The 16066-nt window shown below is 45.9% G+C and carries 18 protein-coding genes, 2 pseudogenes and 2 riboswitches; of the genes and pseudogenes, 2 read left to right on the forward strand and 18 right to left on the reverse strand.

The window, feature by feature from the left end; genetic code table 11:
• Nucleotides 1-148 precede the first annotated feature (148 nt).
• Nucleotides 149-625, forward strand: a complete 477-nt coding sequence (locus tag ACIFQN_RS17385; protein WP_429834288.1) for an SgcJ/EcaC family oxidoreductase — start codon at nucleotides 149-151, stop codon at nucleotides 623-625.
• A gap of 87 nt (nucleotides 626-712) precedes the next feature.
• On the opposite strand, the gene cydS is transcribed toward ACIFQN_RS17385, so the two are convergent.
• From cydS to tlp, 17 genes and pseudogenes are all read right to left on the reverse strand, one after another.
• On the reverse strand, nucleotides 713-823 hold the full coding sequence (gene cydS, locus ACIFQN_RS17390; protein ID WP_429834289.1) for a cytochrome bd oxidase small subunit CydS: 111 nt from the start codon (nucleotides 821-823) through the stop codon (nucleotides 713-715).
• 14 nt (nucleotides 824-837) lie between these two features.
• Nucleotides 838-1863 carry a cytochrome d ubiquinol oxidase subunit II gene (locus ACIFQN_RS17395; protein WP_429834290.1) on the reverse strand — a complete coding sequence of 342 codons (1026 nt, stop codon included), beginning with the start codon at nucleotides 1861-1863 and terminating at the stop codon, nucleotides 838-840.
• The gene (locus tag ACIFQN_RS17400; protein ID WP_429834291.1) at nucleotides 1860-3206 is read right to left on the reverse strand and encodes a cytochrome ubiquinol oxidase subunit I; all 1347 of its coding nucleotides are present in this window, start codon (nucleotides 3204-3206) and stop codon (nucleotides 1860-1862) included. Before ACIFQN_RS17400 ends, ACIFQN_RS17395 begins: the two co-directional genes overlap by 4 nt.
• A 187-nt stretch (nucleotides 3207-3393) precedes the next feature.
• Nucleotides 3394-4008: a DUF2306 domain-containing protein gene (locus ACIFQN_RS17405; RefSeq protein ID WP_429834292.1), complete on the reverse strand. Its 615-nt coding sequence runs from the start codon at nucleotides 4006-4008 to the stop codon at nucleotides 3394-3396.
• 151 nt (nucleotides 4009-4159) lie between these two features.
• Nucleotides 4160-4762: a TetR/AcrR family transcriptional regulator gene (locus ACIFQN_RS17410; protein ID WP_429834293.1), complete on the reverse strand. Its 603-nt coding sequence runs from the start codon at nucleotides 4760-4762 to the stop codon at nucleotides 4160-4162.
• A 495-nt stretch (nucleotides 4763-5257) separates the two neighbouring features.
• Nucleotides 5258-5750: pseudogene (locus tag ACIFQN_RS17415) on the reverse strand (acyl-CoA thioesterase).
• A gap of 23 nt (nucleotides 5751-5773) precedes the next feature.
• Nucleotides 5774-6951, reverse strand: a pseudogene (locus ACIFQN_RS17420) (5-methyltetrahydropteroyltriglutamate--homocysteine S-methyltransferase); the annotation flags it as partial.
• A 108-nt stretch (nucleotides 6952-7059) separates the two neighbouring features.
• Nucleotides 7060-7258, reverse strand: a riboswitch (cobalamin riboswitch).
• A 98-nt stretch (nucleotides 7259-7356) separates the two neighbouring features.
• Nucleotides 7357-8316, reverse strand: a complete 960-nt coding sequence (gene nrdF, locus ACIFQN_RS17425; protein WP_429834294.1) for a class 1b ribonucleoside-diphosphate reductase subunit beta — start codon at nucleotides 8314-8316, stop codon at nucleotides 7357-7359.
• A gap of 16 nt (nucleotides 8317-8332) precedes the next feature.
• Nucleotides 8333-9364 (reverse strand): serine hydrolase domain-containing protein, encoded by a 1032-nt coding sequence (locus tag ACIFQN_RS17430; protein ID WP_429834295.1) that lies wholly within the window; start codon nucleotides 9362-9364, stop codon nucleotides 8333-8335.
• 72 nt (nucleotides 9365-9436) lie between these two features.
• The gene (gene nrdE / locus ACIFQN_RS17435; protein ID WP_429834296.1) at nucleotides 9437-11521 is read right to left on the reverse strand and encodes a class 1b ribonucleoside-diphosphate reductase subunit alpha; all 2085 of its coding nucleotides are present in this window, start codon (nucleotides 11519-11521) and stop codon (nucleotides 9437-9439) included.
• On the reverse strand, nucleotides 11508-11867 hold the full coding sequence (gene nrdI / locus ACIFQN_RS17440) for a class Ib ribonucleoside-diphosphate reductase assembly flavoprotein NrdI (RefSeq protein WP_429834297.1): 360 nt from the start codon (nucleotides 11865-11867) through the stop codon (nucleotides 11508-11510). Before nrdI ends, nrdE begins: the two co-directional genes overlap by 14 nt.
• A gap of 155 nt (nucleotides 11868-12022) precedes the next feature.
• A riboswitch (cobalamin riboswitch) is annotated at nucleotides 12023-12221 on the reverse strand.
• Nucleotides 12222-12282: 61 nt separating this feature from the next.
• Nucleotides 12283-12627, reverse strand: a complete 345-nt coding sequence (locus tag ACIFQN_RS17445) for a DUF2085 domain-containing protein (RefSeq protein WP_429834298.1) — start codon at nucleotides 12625-12627, stop codon at nucleotides 12283-12285.
• On the reverse strand, nucleotides 12624-12857 hold the full coding sequence (locus ACIFQN_RS17450) for a hypothetical protein (RefSeq protein ID WP_429834299.1): 234 nt from the start codon (nucleotides 12855-12857) through the stop codon (nucleotides 12624-12626). The genes ACIFQN_RS17445 and ACIFQN_RS17450 overlap by 4 nt, the downstream gene beginning before the upstream one ends.
• A gap of 126 nt (nucleotides 12858-12983) precedes the next feature.
• Nucleotides 12984-13496: an ACT domain-containing protein gene (locus ACIFQN_RS17455; RefSeq protein ID WP_429834300.1), complete on the reverse strand. Its 513-nt coding sequence runs from the start codon at nucleotides 13494-13496 to the stop codon at nucleotides 12984-12986.
• 20 nt (nucleotides 13497-13516) lie between these two features.
• A complete protein-coding gene (locus tag ACIFQN_RS17460; protein WP_429834301.1) occupies nucleotides 13517-13846 on the reverse strand; it encodes a hypothetical protein in 330 nt (109 codons plus the stop codon).
• Between the two features lie 21 nt (nucleotides 13847-13867).
• Nucleotides 13868-14980, reverse strand: coding sequence for a tRNA 2-thiouridine(34) synthase MnmA (gene mnmA / locus ACIFQN_RS17465; protein ID WP_429834302.1), 1113 nt, complete (start codon nucleotides 14978-14980; stop codon nucleotides 13868-13870).
• Nucleotides 14981-15144: 164 nt separating this feature from the next.
• Nucleotides 15145-15363: a small acid-soluble spore protein Tlp gene (gene tlp / locus ACIFQN_RS17470; RefSeq protein WP_429834303.1), complete on the reverse strand. Its 219-nt coding sequence runs from the start codon at nucleotides 15361-15363 to the stop codon at nucleotides 15145-15147.
• A gap of 131 nt (nucleotides 15364-15494) precedes the next feature.
• On the opposite strand from tlp, the gene ACIFQN_RS17475 reads away from it, so the two are divergent.
• A complete protein-coding gene (locus tag ACIFQN_RS17475; RefSeq protein WP_429834304.1) occupies nucleotides 15495-15710 on the forward strand; it encodes a hypothetical protein in 216 nt (71 codons plus the stop codon).
• Here the strand turns inward: ACIFQN_RS17475 and ACIFQN_RS17480 are convergent.
• On the reverse strand, nucleotides 15700-16050 hold the full coding sequence (locus ACIFQN_RS17480) for a DUF952 domain-containing protein (RefSeq protein WP_429834305.1): 351 nt from the start codon (nucleotides 16048-16050) through the stop codon (nucleotides 15700-15702). The two genes, ACIFQN_RS17475 and ACIFQN_RS17480, sit on opposite strands and share 11 nt — an antisense overlap.
• Nucleotides 16051-16066 lie beyond the last annotated feature (16 nt).

Genomic DNA, 16066 nt, shown 5'->3' on the forward strand with positions numbered 1-16066 from the left:
TGATTCCTTTTCTCCATTGTAACCAATATAACCATCTACACGTAATCTGTTTAGGGTGTAGCGACCAAAGCTCTCATCTCTATCGAGTTCACCTGATGATTTATGGTATCCTAGAATGAATACTGATCATAACTTGGGGGATAAAACGATGAAATCCTTTTCTTTTCCATCTCAACACGCATCCTCGGATGAAAGTGCGGTTCTCGCTCTGTACCAGCAAGTAATCGAGGGCTGGAACTTGCGTGATGCGGAGTTTATGACTGCCACGTTCGCTCTTGACGGGGAAATCATCGGCTTTGATGGCACCCAAATCGTAGGGAAATCCGAGATTGCCTCCCATTTACAGGAGATTTTTGCCCATCATCTCACACCTCCCTACTATACCAAGGTAAGGTCTGTGCGGATGCTCGGTCCCGATTTTGGACTTTTGCGTGCTGTAGCTGGCATGATCCCTTCCGGACAAACCGAACTGAAGCCGGAGTTGCATACACATCAAACATTGGTGGCAACGAAAAAAGGCGAGACATGGCAAGTCACACTCTTTCAAAATACGCCTGCTCAATATCATGGCAGACCAGAATTAGTCGAACAACTTACGCAAGAGCTGAAAGAAGCGTTGAACTGATCTTTTTTGCAGCTCCCCTACTTGAGAATCATTAACTTCACATAAGAAAACATCCAAGAGCCTGTCATTAGCCCTTGGATGTTCATTTTATTGTTCATATTTTTTGACAGGTCCATCTTTCAACCCTACATAAAAGGCTGCTGCAATGGAGACCCCTACAACGATGAAAGGCGCATAGAAAATGAGAAAACTCTGCATCCCGATCCTCCCCCTCACACATGGTGATCTTCATTCCCGCGAACATAATCCTTATCAAATAGAAATAGTTTCATCACTAAATAGATGGACGGGATTAACAGGCAAAGTCCTGCTATAAAGGCAATGACTAATGCCACAGCCATCGCTTCGTTTGTAAATGAATCATACAGAGTCAAGTGCGGATACAGTAAGTATGGATAGTGTGACACTCCGTAAGCGTAGAATGCGAACATGAATTGTCCAACTAATAATGCGAGTGCCATCCCATAATTTCTGCGTCTCCAAATCAGCCAAACAGTTGCTGCGAACATCAGAGCGGAGAGGGCAAACAAGTACCAGACATCAATCATGCGGGTATAATGCTCCGGATTATGCCTTTGTGTCTCAACCATAATGCCTATTACCGTAAGTGCTAATGGCCCCGCCCAAATTAAAGCGTATTTTCTAAGCAGTTTCGTCGCTTCCCCATCCTTTGCTTTGTCGGCATACCAGGTTAAGAAGACAGCGGAAATGTACAGGACACCCGCGATTGCCAGGACGACAATGCTCCAGGTTAATGGACTGGTAAACAAACCTAGATAATCCAATACAGGCTCACCGTTTTCTAGGGAGACAAAGCCGCCTTCAGAGATTGTCAATACAACGGACAAGGATGCGGGAATCAGCAAACCTGCTGCCCCATACATAAAAGAATACCCTTTATGTCCGCGTGAACCATACGATTCAAACGCATAATAACTCCCTCGAACAGCCAGCAAAATAATCGAAATACTTGCTGGTACCAGCAGTATGGTACCGTAGTAAAAAGCGGTCTTCGGAAAGAATCCAACCATTCCGACGAAGAAGAATACTAGAAACACATTCGTAATTTCCCATACGGGTGATAAATACCGTTGGATGATGTGTGTCAAAATGTGCTGACGGCCTGTCAGTACACTATACGCATTAAAGAATCCTGCACCAAAGTCAATCGATCCGATCATGACATAACCGAATAGAAAAAACCAGAGTACGGATATCCCGAGAATTTCCAGATTCATGACCAATCCCCTCCCCGTTCAGCTTGACGATCTGCGATTTCTCGCTCGATCGGGTTGCGATGAAACATGCGACGGAGGACGATGACACTTCCAATCCCAAGCACGATATAAACCGCACAGAAGAGGATGAGCATGAGACCGACATGATCGCTTGTTGTTGCGGCTTCCGATACCTTCATATATTTGTACAAAATCCACGGTTGGCGGCCTACTTCTGCAAACCACCACCCTGCTTCCAGCGCGATAAATGATAGCGGTCCACCAGCAACGATAACGGACCGAAACCATCTTGAAGAGATGAATTTCCAGCGCTTGCTTTTGCCGATTACGTACACCGCCGATAGAAGAATCAGGAAGGTACCAATCGTGACCATGATGTCAAAGAGATAGTGGATATACAGCGGCGGTGTTTCATCCTTGGGGAACTCGTTTAACCCTGTTACTTCTGCAAACGGATTGCTATGCGCCAAAATACTTAATGCGTAAGGAACTTTGATCGCGTATTTCACTTCCTTGCCATCCGTCACACCGAATAGTACCAGTGATGCCCCTTTTTCCGTTTCAAAGTGCCATTCAGCAGCAGCCAATTTTTCTGGTTGATATTCTACTAAATATTTTGCGGAGAAATCTCCAATGAGTAAGGTGGCTATTGAGAATAGCAATCCCAATTTCATAAAAAGGTACATGGATTTTTTATGATAAACATGATGGGAGCCTTTCAATCTGCGATATGCCGCTATTGCCGCCAAAACAAAAGCAGATGTCATATAAGCAGATACAAGCACGTGCCCCACTTTTGTTGGCATTGCGGGATTTAGCATGGCGAGTACCGGTTGTATATTGACCAGCTGACCATCAACAACATCAAAGCCTCGTGGCGCGTTCATAAACGCATTCACGATTGTAATGAAAACAGCTGACATGGATGCACCGATTGCGACCGGGATCAGCAAGAGCAGATGCTTTTTCTGATCTTTAAAGCGATCCCATGTATATAAATAGATGCCTAAGAAAATCGCTTCAAAGAAAAACGCGAAGGTCTCCATAAAAAGGGGCAGCGCAATCACATTCCCCGCTAATTGCATAAAGTTTGGCCATAATAACGTCAGCTGCAAACCAATTGCCGTCCCGGTCACAACGCCTACGGCAACAGTAATGACAAAACCCCGGGCAAGTCGCCTGGCAAGCAGAATATAATGCTCGTCGTTCTTCTTAATCCCTACCCACTGTGCGATCATGATCATCAGCGGAACGCCGACGCCAATGGTAGCATAGATGATGTGGAACGTTAATGTAAGTTCTGTTAAAACACGGCTATAAAATACAGAACCCCCGACCTCCATGGCTTTCCCCTCCTCAGCCTCTGAATATACGTCCAATAAGTGACAGGAGCATAATGCCCGCAACGATAAAGCTGATCCATATCAGTTTCTTTTCGTGCGTTCGATACATAACACCACCTCCGTTAACCAGCATGGCACCTCGTGTTCGTCATTCGTTTTCATGAACAAATGTAATGACGCAGATCGTTTATAAGAGTGCTTTTTTTCTAATCACTGCTTCAGCTACAAGCAGGTTCAGCATCCAACATAACCATACCGCTATCGTGTAGGCTGTTCCATAGGAAAAATTGAATCCTTTGTGAGTAATAGCCACAATGATATAAATCGTCATATTCGCAAAGGAAAGAAAGAAGCTCCGGATCATCCACTCACTATGTAAAATCATGTTTCGTTTTTTGATATACCAATAACCGAGTATCGTTGTCCCGAGCCATAGCGTTTCCAGGATGAAAAACCCTGCAGTACTCAGCCATCCACCGGTTGCAAACAACGAGACGTAAATTCCTGGAATGAAATTTAGAATAATCGACAAGACATACAGTCGGCCATTCCACCGGTGAAATGATAATGATTTGACCCGGAATCTCTTTATGGCTCCTAAAGGACCAGTGAGAAGCGAAACAATAGCGAGAGCAATATGAGCACGAATCATAAACACCCATAACGATTGATTTGCCAGAATCTGATCCTTTTTCGAGAGAAATGACTGGAAAGTAGGATCAACCAAAAAATTTTTTGAAAATGTATGCAATACCCACATGATCGAGATGATGAAAAGGGTTATCCCGATGATTTTTTTCATCTTACCTATCCTCCCATTGATTGTTTTGATTTGGACCGAATCGGACCGGACCGTCCGGTTCAATGAATCTATCATATATTCTTGTGAAAGGGATTTCTATGGACAAGTTCTTAAATTCTTGTGACGAAAAAAAGAACCAAAGGAGGGAAGTTTACCTCTGGTTCTCTTCTGAGTAATGCTGCAACAGTGCTTTTACATGCGTAATGCTATGATGGATATGTTCATTATTCAAAGACAAGCGACTCGCCATCACTGCACCTTCCATCGTCGAAAACAAAAAGGAGGCTAATGAATAAGAATCGATGTCCTGTTTCAATTCTTTAGACTTTATACCCTCTTCAATAATCGCTTGAATAAAAAGCAAGGTTTGCTTATAGGCTTCGGCGGCTTTATCATGAAGCTCTGGAAAACCAAAATCGGTTTCGATCGCCGTATTAAGGAGAGGACATCCCCCATCCACAGGAGGATTATGAACAGCATCTTGATAAACATAAAACATCGCGATTATTTTATCTGTCGCTGTCACCTTAGATTTCGTTGCTTCTAAGAAGAATCTCCAAATAATATTCCCCGCATATTCAAATGAGGCAATAGCGATTTCATTCTTATTTTCAAATCGTCGATAGATTGCACCTTTTGGTAGTCCTGTAGCTTCCATAATATCTTGGATAGAAGTTTGACTATAGCCCTTTGTATTAAATAAGGCTAATGAAGTTTGAATAATAAGATCACGCGTCTCGTCTACCTTATTCATTAATTTTCTCCCCCGTATGAGTCATGTACCGTCTATTATAACTAAAAAGATAATCACTTTACATTGCGAATAAAGCTTCGAAACATCTATCAACAAAAGAGTGCTTGAGTTGCACTTGCTTGCATTGGTTAGAATGCCTCATCGTTAAACTGATACTTCCATCCGCTTGATAAGTTTGTAATTGTCCTCTTGGCCGGCTCGACTGTCTACCAATTGTTGGGGTAGGCTGGGAATGACTCTCGGCAGTCTCCCCGTCATGCTGATCGTGCTGTATTTCACCGCGAAAAGATGGAAAGATTCCAGGTTTACAAGAAAAGTTCTTCATCCCCTCGACACTCTTTGTATGTGCTCTTTGTTCGTCATGGGTGTCGTGCTCTTGCTTCGTTCCCTTTGACGTGTTTGGATAGCGACCACCGATCATTTCAATACAGCATCCTCAGGAAACAAAAAAATCGCCTCTGCCCTGTTTTTACACCAGGCATGGCGATCTTTTTTTTACGCTTCCACTTTACGCTTCTTCCTCAGCTCATACCGTTCCTTGGCCTTCTCGTGTTGAAGCTGTTCCTCCTCGGTTTCGGCGATAACGGCCGGGACGAGGGCTGGCTTCCCGTCTTCGTCGAGGGCAATCATCGTCAGGTAAGCTCGTGCAGTCATGCGTTTGGTACCCGTCAACAGATTCTCCGATTCGACCTTGACGAATATTTCCATCGAGGTACGATGTGTCCAGGTCACATAGGCTTCCAGATTGATCGCCTCGCCTGTTTTGATCGGAGCCAGGAAGTCAAATGAATCGCTAGACACTGTTACGACGGGCTTGCGGCAATGCCGCATCGCTGCAATGCCGCATCGCTGCAATGCACGCAATTTTGTCAACATAGGCCATCACTTTTCCACCAAAAATCGTATTGTGATGGTTTGTATCTGGCGGGAATACGAGATCAGTCAAAAAGGTTTGGGACTGCTGAACCGGGCAAGATTGCACAGGCATCTGGTCAACTCCTCTTGCTGTTATCATGATTGCGCAGCCAATCGGTCGCGCACTGCCTGTGTTGCTTTCACCATATTTTTCAAGGAAGCAATCGTTTCCCGATTCCCTCTCGTCTTTAATCCACAATCAGGATTGATCCAAAATTGCGAGGGTGGCAGCACTTGGAGGGCACTCGTCACCATCTTTTCCATTTCTTCGATGGTAGGAACACGAGGACTGTGAATGTCGTACACACCAAGTCCAATCCCTTTGTCGTATGTGCATGTCTCAAATACAGAGACCAGTTCTCCGTGACTGCGCGATGTCTCAATCGAGATCACATCAGCATCCAGTTCGCTGATGACATCCATGAAGTCATGGAATTCGCAATAGCACATATGCGTATGAATTTGTGTTGTCGGCTCGACGCTGGATGTCGCCAGGCGGAATGCCCTGACCGCCCAATCCAGGTAAGCTCTTCTGTCCTTTTGCTTGAGAGGCAGTCCTTCACGCAAAGCTGGCTCATCGACTTGAATCATGTGTATTCCTGCCCGTAAATTACAGGCGGTTTTACACAACGGGAGCCGTACGACTGGACCCAGCCGTTTTTCGTAAAAAGGAATCCTCCCAGCTTTTCCCCAAAAAATTCCACCATGTCGGTTCGTTCAAACTCGCCATGCACAAGCACATCGAGCCCAATCTCTTCTTGAATGCCGATCCATTCCTTAATCTGCTCCTGGATGAAAGTCGCATATTGCTCGGATGACCATTCGCCTTTTTTAAACTGTTGTCTGGCCTGGCGCACTTCTGCCGTCTGCGGGAAGCTGCCGATGGTGGTCGTAGGGAGCAGGGGAAGTTTCCACTTTTCTTGCTGGATTTGCTGCCGTTCCTGAAACGGAACCTGGCGCATAGGTGACTCTGATTCCAACTCTTTGAGCGCTTGCTTTAACTCGGAACGATTTCTTGCTGGTGACAGCTGCAAACGCAGGAGCGCTGTTTCCCCCAATTTTTCGTCTGCAAAGGCCAATGTCTGTTTGATTTCCTCATCCAAATCGCTTTCGCAAAGCGTCGTAACCGGTACGTGCAGCAAACTGCTCGACGCTTGCAGCCACAACCGCTCCTGTGGCACTAGCTCTATGATTTGCTTGACCAGCTCCCATTTTTCTTCGAGAGAGCAGCGCCAAATGTTCCGTCCGTCAATGATGCCCGCTGCCAATACCTTCCTACCTATACAAAAAAGGCATCTCCAACGATCAAAAAGAACGTTAGAAATGCCAAATAAGCACTGAGATCACAGCATCCTAACACCTCCCTATCTCCCGTAGGTTAAGCAGTGTCGTCGAAACAGGCAGGTCTCCTGACTTGAGGATCATCATCAGCAAACGCCTTCCCAATCCATACGGATCAGTGGCTTCTCGTTGTGCCGACTCCCCTCTTACAGTGGCGGGACCGTGTCGGATTCTCACCGACTTCCCTTTTCATCCTTAGTCGTGATTCATTACCAAGGAACCTGTTCCCACTCCTATGAAGTTAAAATTATGAGTGAGGTTGTACCAGTAGACTAGCTGGCAACATCCTTTTCATACAGTAACATGCAAACCATTTTTTGTCATGTCAAACTTTTTCTTCACAAGGATGAAAATTGAAAATCATCATCCGTAAGCGGCTCGACATTCAATGTCCGAACGTAGCCATTGCCTTTTTTCGAGAAGAAATCATGCTGTTTGGTTTGCGTGCGGATACCGTTTAGCACAATCGGATTGACTTCTTCCTCGGGGAAAAAGGGATCGAATCCCAAATTCATCAAAGCCTTGTTCGCATTGTAACGAACGTAAGCCAGAACATCCTCGGCGAGACCAATTTCGGTATACAGAGCTTTTGTATACGCTTCTTCATTCTGATGCAATTCTTGTAGAAGTGCATACAGCTCCTCTTTTACCGCGGTTTGCTCGACTACGCTCAGGCGTTGGTACACTTCCTGGGCAAGAACGCCTACATAGAGTCCGTGAATGCTCTCATCACGTACAATCAGGTCAATAATCTCTCCGCTGCTCGTCATCTTGCCTTGGCCAGCCAAAAAGAGCGGGTAGAAAAAGCCGCTGTAGAACAGATAACTTTCCAAAAAGACAGAAGCCACCATCGCCATGTACAGATCCTTCTCCGAATGGATCTCCTGGTAACGACTTGAAATAAGGCTTGCTTTTGTTTGCAGGTAAGGATTTTGTTCAACCCACGTGAAAATATCATCGATTTCCTCAGTAGCAGCCAAAGTAGTAAAGATACTGCTGTATGATTTGGCGTGGATTTGCTCCATCATTCCCATGAAGGCAAGGACGGCTTTTCTTTGCAGCCCATCTACATGCTCCATGATTTTGGGCATACCTACTCCACCTTGTACCGTATCCAGCAAGGTAAGTCCCCCGAGTACCTTTTTGTATGTATCCCGTTCTGCCGGACCGAGCTCCATCCAGGACATTTTGTCATCTGAGAGCGGGATTTCATCGTCAGTCCAGAACTGCATAATGTTCTGATTCCAAAACGTCATCGTAAAGTCGTCGTCCGGCCTGTTCCAATTGACAGCTTTCATGTGTCGTACCTCTTCTCTATTTGCTTGTTGCGTCCTCTAAACAATGCATGATCCGATCTCCAAAGCCTCGGACATCTGTTAGATAATCGTATCCCGGAGGCGAACCAAAGCTATTAAACATGCGAACGGCCACGAGATCGTGCTTGGGAATAACTAAGAGCGTCACCCCTGTATACCCAAGAATTTGATACGACCCTTTTGGCACTCGATCACCGATCTCTGTTTGTTTCGCAGGCAAATCTTTGACAAACCACAAGAAACCGTTTTGCGGCAAGTCTTTATCGTTTAACGCAGGACTTTGAAGCGATGTTGCTAGGTCTATGATTTCTTTTTCTACTACTTGTTTTCCGGCAATCATCCCCCGCTTCAGGTGAAGATAGCCCCAGTACGCCAATTCCCTTGTTGAAACGTACATGTTCATCTGGTCACCAGCCGTACTTTCACTGGTGCGCCAGCTTGTATCTGTGGACAGTCGGATCACATCAACCAATTTCTCATTCATGTTTCCATACCATCCCGACTGCGTAAAGCCAAGTGGCTGGAAAACTTGCTCAAACAGAATTTGTGCGATGGTTTTGCCAGTCGTCTTTTCCACGATCCGGGCCAGCATCTCAATGCCGACACCACGATAGGACCAGCTGGTTCCAGGCGCGAATTCACGGTAAATCCGATCTTCCCTCATGTGAAGTCCATGTGTATGCGTCAGCAAATGCCGGATGGTGGTGCCGTTCATCAGCAAAGAATCTAGCATGGGCAAATACTTTGTCACTGGGTCGTCAATCGAATCAATATGACCGTGATAGACAGCATAAGCGACTGCAAACCCGATATAGCTTTTTCGAACCGATGCTACATGGAACTGCGTGTCAGGTTGAACGACTCTCGCATTCGCATCGGCTCCCTGCCTGCCCCAATATTGCTCACAGACAATAGCATTGTTCTGGATGACCAGAAAAGCAGCACCTGTGCCTACAACGGTGTGGAATGTTTCGGTTACATGATTGACTGCTGTTTGAAATTGCTTCGACTCTTGCCGTACGAGCTGCATTATACACACCCTACTCCCTACGTTTTTCCATCATTTTACCATTAGATAAAGCCGTAGGGTGTGTTAAAAAGCTTAGACCGCGCAGCTAATGCACTCTTCCACCGTCAAATGCTTGGTACGGGTATAATAAAGCGACTTCAATCCTTTTTTCGCCGCGTAGATATAGTAGCGGGCAAGCTCGCGAGTTGAAATGTTGCTGTTTACATGCAGAACCGTCGAAATGCCTTGGTCGACATGCTCCTGAATCTCGGCAATCAGGTCGATGACTTTGAACTGATCGATGGCATACGCCGATTTATAGTAAAAGTAGTTCTCCCCAGACAAATACGGCATCGGATAGTACGTCGTTGAATTCGCGTAGGTTCTCGTTTCGATGTGTTCCACGATAGGCATCACACTCGAAGTAGCATTTTGAATGTAGGAAATGCTCTGTGTAGGCGCAATCGCCAGACGGTACGCATGGTAGAGACCGTATGTTTGAACTTTTTGCTTAAGGTCAACCCAATCCTCGGTTGTCGGGATATGCATGCCGTCAAAAAGTCGTTTTCCTTTTTCCGTAAGCGGCTGATAATCGTTTGTCACGTATTTTGTGAAATATGTCCCTTTGGCATATTCCGATTGCTCAAAGCCGAGGAAAGTCGTTCCTTTCTCCTTGGCAATCATCATGCTCATCTCTAGCGAATAATAGTTCATCATCATGAAGAACGTCCGGACAAAATCTTTGGCTTCTTCGCTCTCATAGGCTATTTTGTTCTTGGCCAAATAGCCGTTCAGGTTCATCGCACCCAGTCCAACTGAATGCAGCTCGCGATTTGCCTTTTGCACACCTGGAGCATTCTCTACCTTCGTCATGTCGCTGACGGCTGTGATTGCTTCGATCCCTTCGTGGACGGACTCTTTTATCATTTTTCGTTCCATCACGTTAGCAATGTTAAGAGAGGCCAGATTGCAGCTAATGTCACGACGAATGATATCCATTTCACCGTAATTCGCAATCGAGGAAGTTTCCTGCAACTGAAAAATTTCTGTGCACAGGTTGGACATTTTCACAGCCCCAATATCCTTCAGTGCATGATCACGATTCGCATTTGTTTTATTCATAATGTATGGGTAGCCGGATTCCATCTGGATCATCGCGATCTTGGTCAGCATGTCACGCGCACTCATCACCGTCTTTTTCTTGATCCGTTCATTGGCAACCAGCTCGTCGTACATCTCATCCAGATCCAAGTCATCCAGATGCACCCCGTATTCCTTGTACACGGAGTATGGAGCAAACACAGTCAGTGGCTTGTTTTCCTCCGCCAGCTTGTAAAAGACGTTCGGTACAATCAAACCTATGGAAAGGGTCTTAATCCGCGCTTTTTCGTCCGCATTGATTTTTTTGCAATCGAGGAACTCGTTAATATCCCATCCAAAAATGTTGTAATAGGCCGCTCCCGATCCTTTACGTTGTCCCATTTGATCCGCGTAAGAGAATGCATCCTCCAACAGCTTGAGCACGGGCATGACGCCTTTTGCTGCACCCTCGACACCTTTGATCGGCTCTCCGCGACCGCGCAGCTTGGACAGATTGACGGCAACACCTCCACCGATTTTAGAAAGCTGCATGCAGGTTCCCAAGATGTAGTTGATGGAATTTAGGGAATCGTCCATTTCGAGCAGGAAGCAGGAAACCATTTCACCACGGCGGCTTTTGCCTGCATTCAAAAACGTAGGCGTTGCAGGCTGTAGTCGTTGATCCATCATAGAAATGGTCAAGCGTTTGACCAGTTCAAAATTCCCCTGTCCGAGCGAGAGCGCTACAATCGCTACCCGATCGGAATACTGCTCCAGATACATCGATTTATCATTGGTTTTAAGTGCGTAATCTTTATAAAATTTGGAGATAGCCATATACGAAGCAAATTGAAAGGAAGCGTCTTTTGCCAGACGGAAGACTTCTTCCACTTGCTCACTTGTGTAGGTATCATACACGTTTTCGTAATAGTCATTTTCGATCAAGTAGTCCATGCGCTCTTTGACACTTTTAAAGGTCAAGGTCTTGGCCTCTACTTCTTTCATGAAGTCAGCGACGGCCTCTCGATCCTTGTCTAGTTGATAAAATCCGTCTTCTCCACGTTGCATCAGTTGGTTGTTCAATTCAATGTGCCGCAATTGCTGCCACCCCACTCGTAAAATGTTCCACATCCCGGCCGGTACCGGATAGTTCAAATTTGGAAATGACTGGAACGCCGTATGTACTTGCAATGGTATCCGCACTTTTGGCAAAGCTCGAGCCCCAGTTGCGATTACCGCTTGCCGATACACCTCGCAGCAAAGAATGATTTCGTTTCAGGAAAGCTGACACTTTGTCAGGTACTTGTCCAAATCCAGTCGTATACGTAATCAGGATGAACGGTTCATCCATAACCAGATCTGGATCAATTTCAACATGCGGCAGATCAATTTTATGGACGAATCTGCGCACGTTTCCTGTTTTTGAATCATAGGCAATTAGCATGTTTCCCCATCCTTTACTGCGTATGTAGCTTTTCCATCCAAAGGAAAAGCGCATCCGACAATCAAAATGTCGAATGCGCGTAATGATACCTGATCATATCAAGTCGCGAGTAGCGAACCTGAGCGCTCGAACACTTCCCTATCTACCGTAGGTACCACAGTGTCAACGGCTAGGCAGGTCTCCTGGCTTTGGATCAAACGTTCCATTCCGCCTCCCAACCGTCACTTCGATCAGTGGCATAACCTCAAAATGGAACTCTCTCATTACAGTGGCGGGACCGCGTCGGAATCTCACCGACTTCCCTATTAAGTCTGCCAAATCTAGTTGGCAAACACCTCTCCGTATCAATATGTAGTTGGTAAAACTTACTTTACCTCAATATGTCGTAGCAGTCAAGCGAAATGAGCGGGAATCTCTACGAAAGCGAATCTATCAGGAAAGCAACAGCAGAGACAATCACAATACTTTGCCCCACCCCGCCGAGCAGCCCTGTAATGACGCGCAGCAGATTGCTAGACTCTCGCCACTTCGCATACTGCGTCAGACCATCTATAAGCATTGGCAATTGAAAGAGCAAGCCAACAAACAACGGAAACGGAACTGATAACCAAAAGAGTACGGGCAATGAACCATACCCAAGCAAAATAGCCGTACAACGTGCGCAGAGCGGGAGCTGCTTGCCTTTTACATGCAGGGAACGTTCTGGCAGACGGTGACAAGGAATGTAGGACAAAAACGCGAACCATCCTCTCATTCTCATGAATGTCCTCCGCAATCCAGGCAATCAGGGGAATCACATTCCAGGCAAGGAATATCCGGCATGCAGTCACAGCTATTTCGAACCCTGGATCGATATCTTTTGTACATAAACCAAAACAATGCGATACCGGCGAGGATCAAAGCAATACCCCAGATGATCCTTCCACCTGCGAGCAAAATGATTCCGGCAATGATACAAATCAGGATGGCCATAAGCAGAAGATAAAACAAAACAGATCCCCCTTCCGCCATTGCTTTCTTTAGCTTATCCCCCTCGACGTCTTACTACTGTTCGATCGCACAAAAAAACCGCCCACTGGCTTGCGGGCGGTACCCCATTTGTCCATTCAACCCGACTTACTTCAGGGAAACCACTTTATTAATTTGGGGCAATTCTTCGATGGCAGATACGACAACCGGAGTGATTTCCTCATCCGTCACAGAAATAAGCAACGCATTTCTGCCTTTTTGTTCACGGGATACGTTCAGCTTCGAGATATTGATTTCATGATCGGCCAATTTTCTCGAGACATCATAAATAACCCCTGGGTAATCTGTATGATGGACCAAAAGCCCATGCGCTCCTGGAGGAATGCGGCAGAAACAGTAATTGATCTCGCTTATATAAACCTCTCGCCAGTCTTGTGCAATCGTGTACTTATTTCCTCCTGCTTGCAGCACAGCGAGATGGTTGGCGTACTCTCCAGCACTATTTTGTACAGGAATGCGAACTCCCAACCCTTCCAATAACTGAGAAGCAATTTCCTCTCTGTTTTCATGAGCCAGAATACTCAGGGAAGCTCCCGCCATTTCAGGCTCTAATCGTCGAATCAACTCTGCAAGCTCACGCAGTCCAGCAAATTGGGTCATGTCGATAACCTCCCTCTCCCTTATGGAAGAATCCACTCTTCCGGTTCTTTTTTTATTGAGGAATGGTTTTCAGAGCGAAACCATGCCGTCAGATTTTGCCCATCTTTGGTATAGAAGATACGGTAAATGGTATTGCCTTTTCCGCTCTTTTCAAATGGACTTTCATCCACCGGGACAATTGTAATGCCTTTATCCGCAACAACCCCGCCTTTTTCCTTGATCACTTGCTGAATGATCGTGATATGCTCCGTGTTGGTTGAAGACATGCCCAAGAATGCTACAGCCGCCAACAATACAGCTCCCGCTAAAAAAGAAACGATAATGATTTTCGATTTTTTTGTTGCATCCACCACCGAATTCCCCCGTCACATCTATTTCTCTTTATCAATCAGGCGCACCTTGTCAATCGTCGCTCCACCCAGGCAAACTTCCCCATCATAAAAGACGACAGCTTGGCCCGGCGTTACCGCTTTTTGAGGTTGATCGAATATGACTTCTACCTGCCCGTCCTCTAGAATATGAACCGTAACGCCTTGATCAGGCTGGCGGTAGCGGAATTTGGCTGTACAAGTAAAAGTAGCGGCAGGTTGTTTATCGCTCACCCATTTAACATCTGTTCCGAGCAGACTCTTTGAATAGAGGCGAGGGTGATTTGAGCCCTCACCTACAATCAGAGCATTGCGCTCCAAATCTTTATCAACGACAAACCAAGGTTGACCACTGGTTCCATGTCCACCACCAATGCCCAGCCCTTGGCGTTGTCCAAGCGTATAGTACATCAATCCATCATGTTGTCCGATCACTGTCCCGTCAACTGTTTCGATATTACCCGGCTTGGCAGGGAGATAACTTTGCAAAAAGTCACGGAAGTTCCGTTCGCCAATAAAGCAAATACCGGTACTGTCTTTTTTCTTTGCTGTATAAAGACCTGCCTTTTCAGCGATTTCTCTCACTTGTGGTTTCGGCAAATGACCGATTGGAAACATCGTTTTGGACAACTGTTCTTGCCCGAGCACGTTGAGAAAATAGGTCTGATCCTTGTTGCTATCCACGCCGCGAATCAACTTGTACTCCCCGTCCATGTACTTCACTTGGGCATAGTGACCTGTCGCTATATAATCAGCGCCCAGATCCATTACCTTTGAGAGCAGTTCACCGAACTTGATCTCTCGGTTGCACATGACGTCCGGATTAGGTGTACGACCCCTTTTATATTCATCCAAAAAATACTGGAATACTTTATCCATATATTCTTTTTCAAAGTTTACTGTGTAATACGGAATGCCGATTTGTTCACAGACGCGCCGGACATCCTGGAAATCTTCTTCCGCCGTGCAGTGGCCGAATTCATCGGTATCATCCCAGTTTTTCATGAAGATGCCGATGACGTCATATCCCTGCTCCTTGAGCAGGTAAGCCGTCACGGAGGAGTCGACGCCGCCAGACATGCCGACTACGACGCGAGTATCTTCTGGTCGTTTCATGGTCTTTCTCCTCTTTTTTCAAATTGTACCACTAACAGATTACCATGTTTCGCAAAACAAATCATGTATTGTTGCACTTTCCTCTCATCCATCGTGTTTTTCTCCTTTTCGCTTGTAAAAAAAGCGTCTGTCGCTTTTGACGGCAACAGACGCTAGTCACACTTTTAACCTTCCGCGGTTTCGTCCTGAATTTCCGAACGAAATCCTTCGATACTCTCTTCACGGCGTTGATTCTTCGCTTCGATGTTCGCTTTTTCCTCAGCAGACATCTCATTGCCATGAGCAGCGATGTAATCTTCGGACTCGCGAATGCTCTCTTCTGTATTTTGCAGCATCTCTTGCAGCTTTTCTGCGTTATCTGAGCGGTCATCTGGTTTTGGCATGTTGAATACACTCCCTCGCGTCATGATATCTGGTTAACACAAATACCATTGTGCGCTAATCCTGGATGATTTATGTAAGAAGCTGTTATAATGCATGTACACAGAATCAAGATGCAAAGAAGGTATTCTACATGGCTTCCTTAGATTTACTGGAGCGCAAGCTGCTTCGGATTATTTCCGAGACGGAACCCGTCAGATTAAAGCGCCAGTGGATGAGCAGTGAAAAACAGAACGAGTCTGAAGAAGAGCAGCGTGTTCGAATTGGACTGCTTTTGCGAAGACTCGATAAGCTCCCCGCGTCGAAACGCCAAGAAGTGCTAGAGTTATTAAAATGGTTTAACTATTAATGGACGGGCCAATGCTCCAGCTCTCTTCTTTTCGTTGCATCCTTTTTACATCGACAATCGCTTCACGATTCAACGGGCCGTAGATGTGTGGATAAAGAAGTCCATCCTTCGCCTCTTCGTATTTTATCGGCGAGGACGACTTCTTCTCGTCTACAACCAGCACCAGCAATTCTCCTTCGAACGATGCATAGACACGGTTAGCTACTTTCCCCAGCAGCTCGTCTCCCTTGGTTGCGTGAATGAAGCCTTCTTGTTCATAATCACGCGGTAGGTAATGCTCTCGATCCGCCCATCGCTCCCAGTACGTTTTTGGCACTAAACAATAAATCGTATTTTCCATGCTCGCCTCTCCTTTT

The sequence above is a fragment of the Brevibacillus sp. NRS-1366 genome (assembly GCF_050467985.1).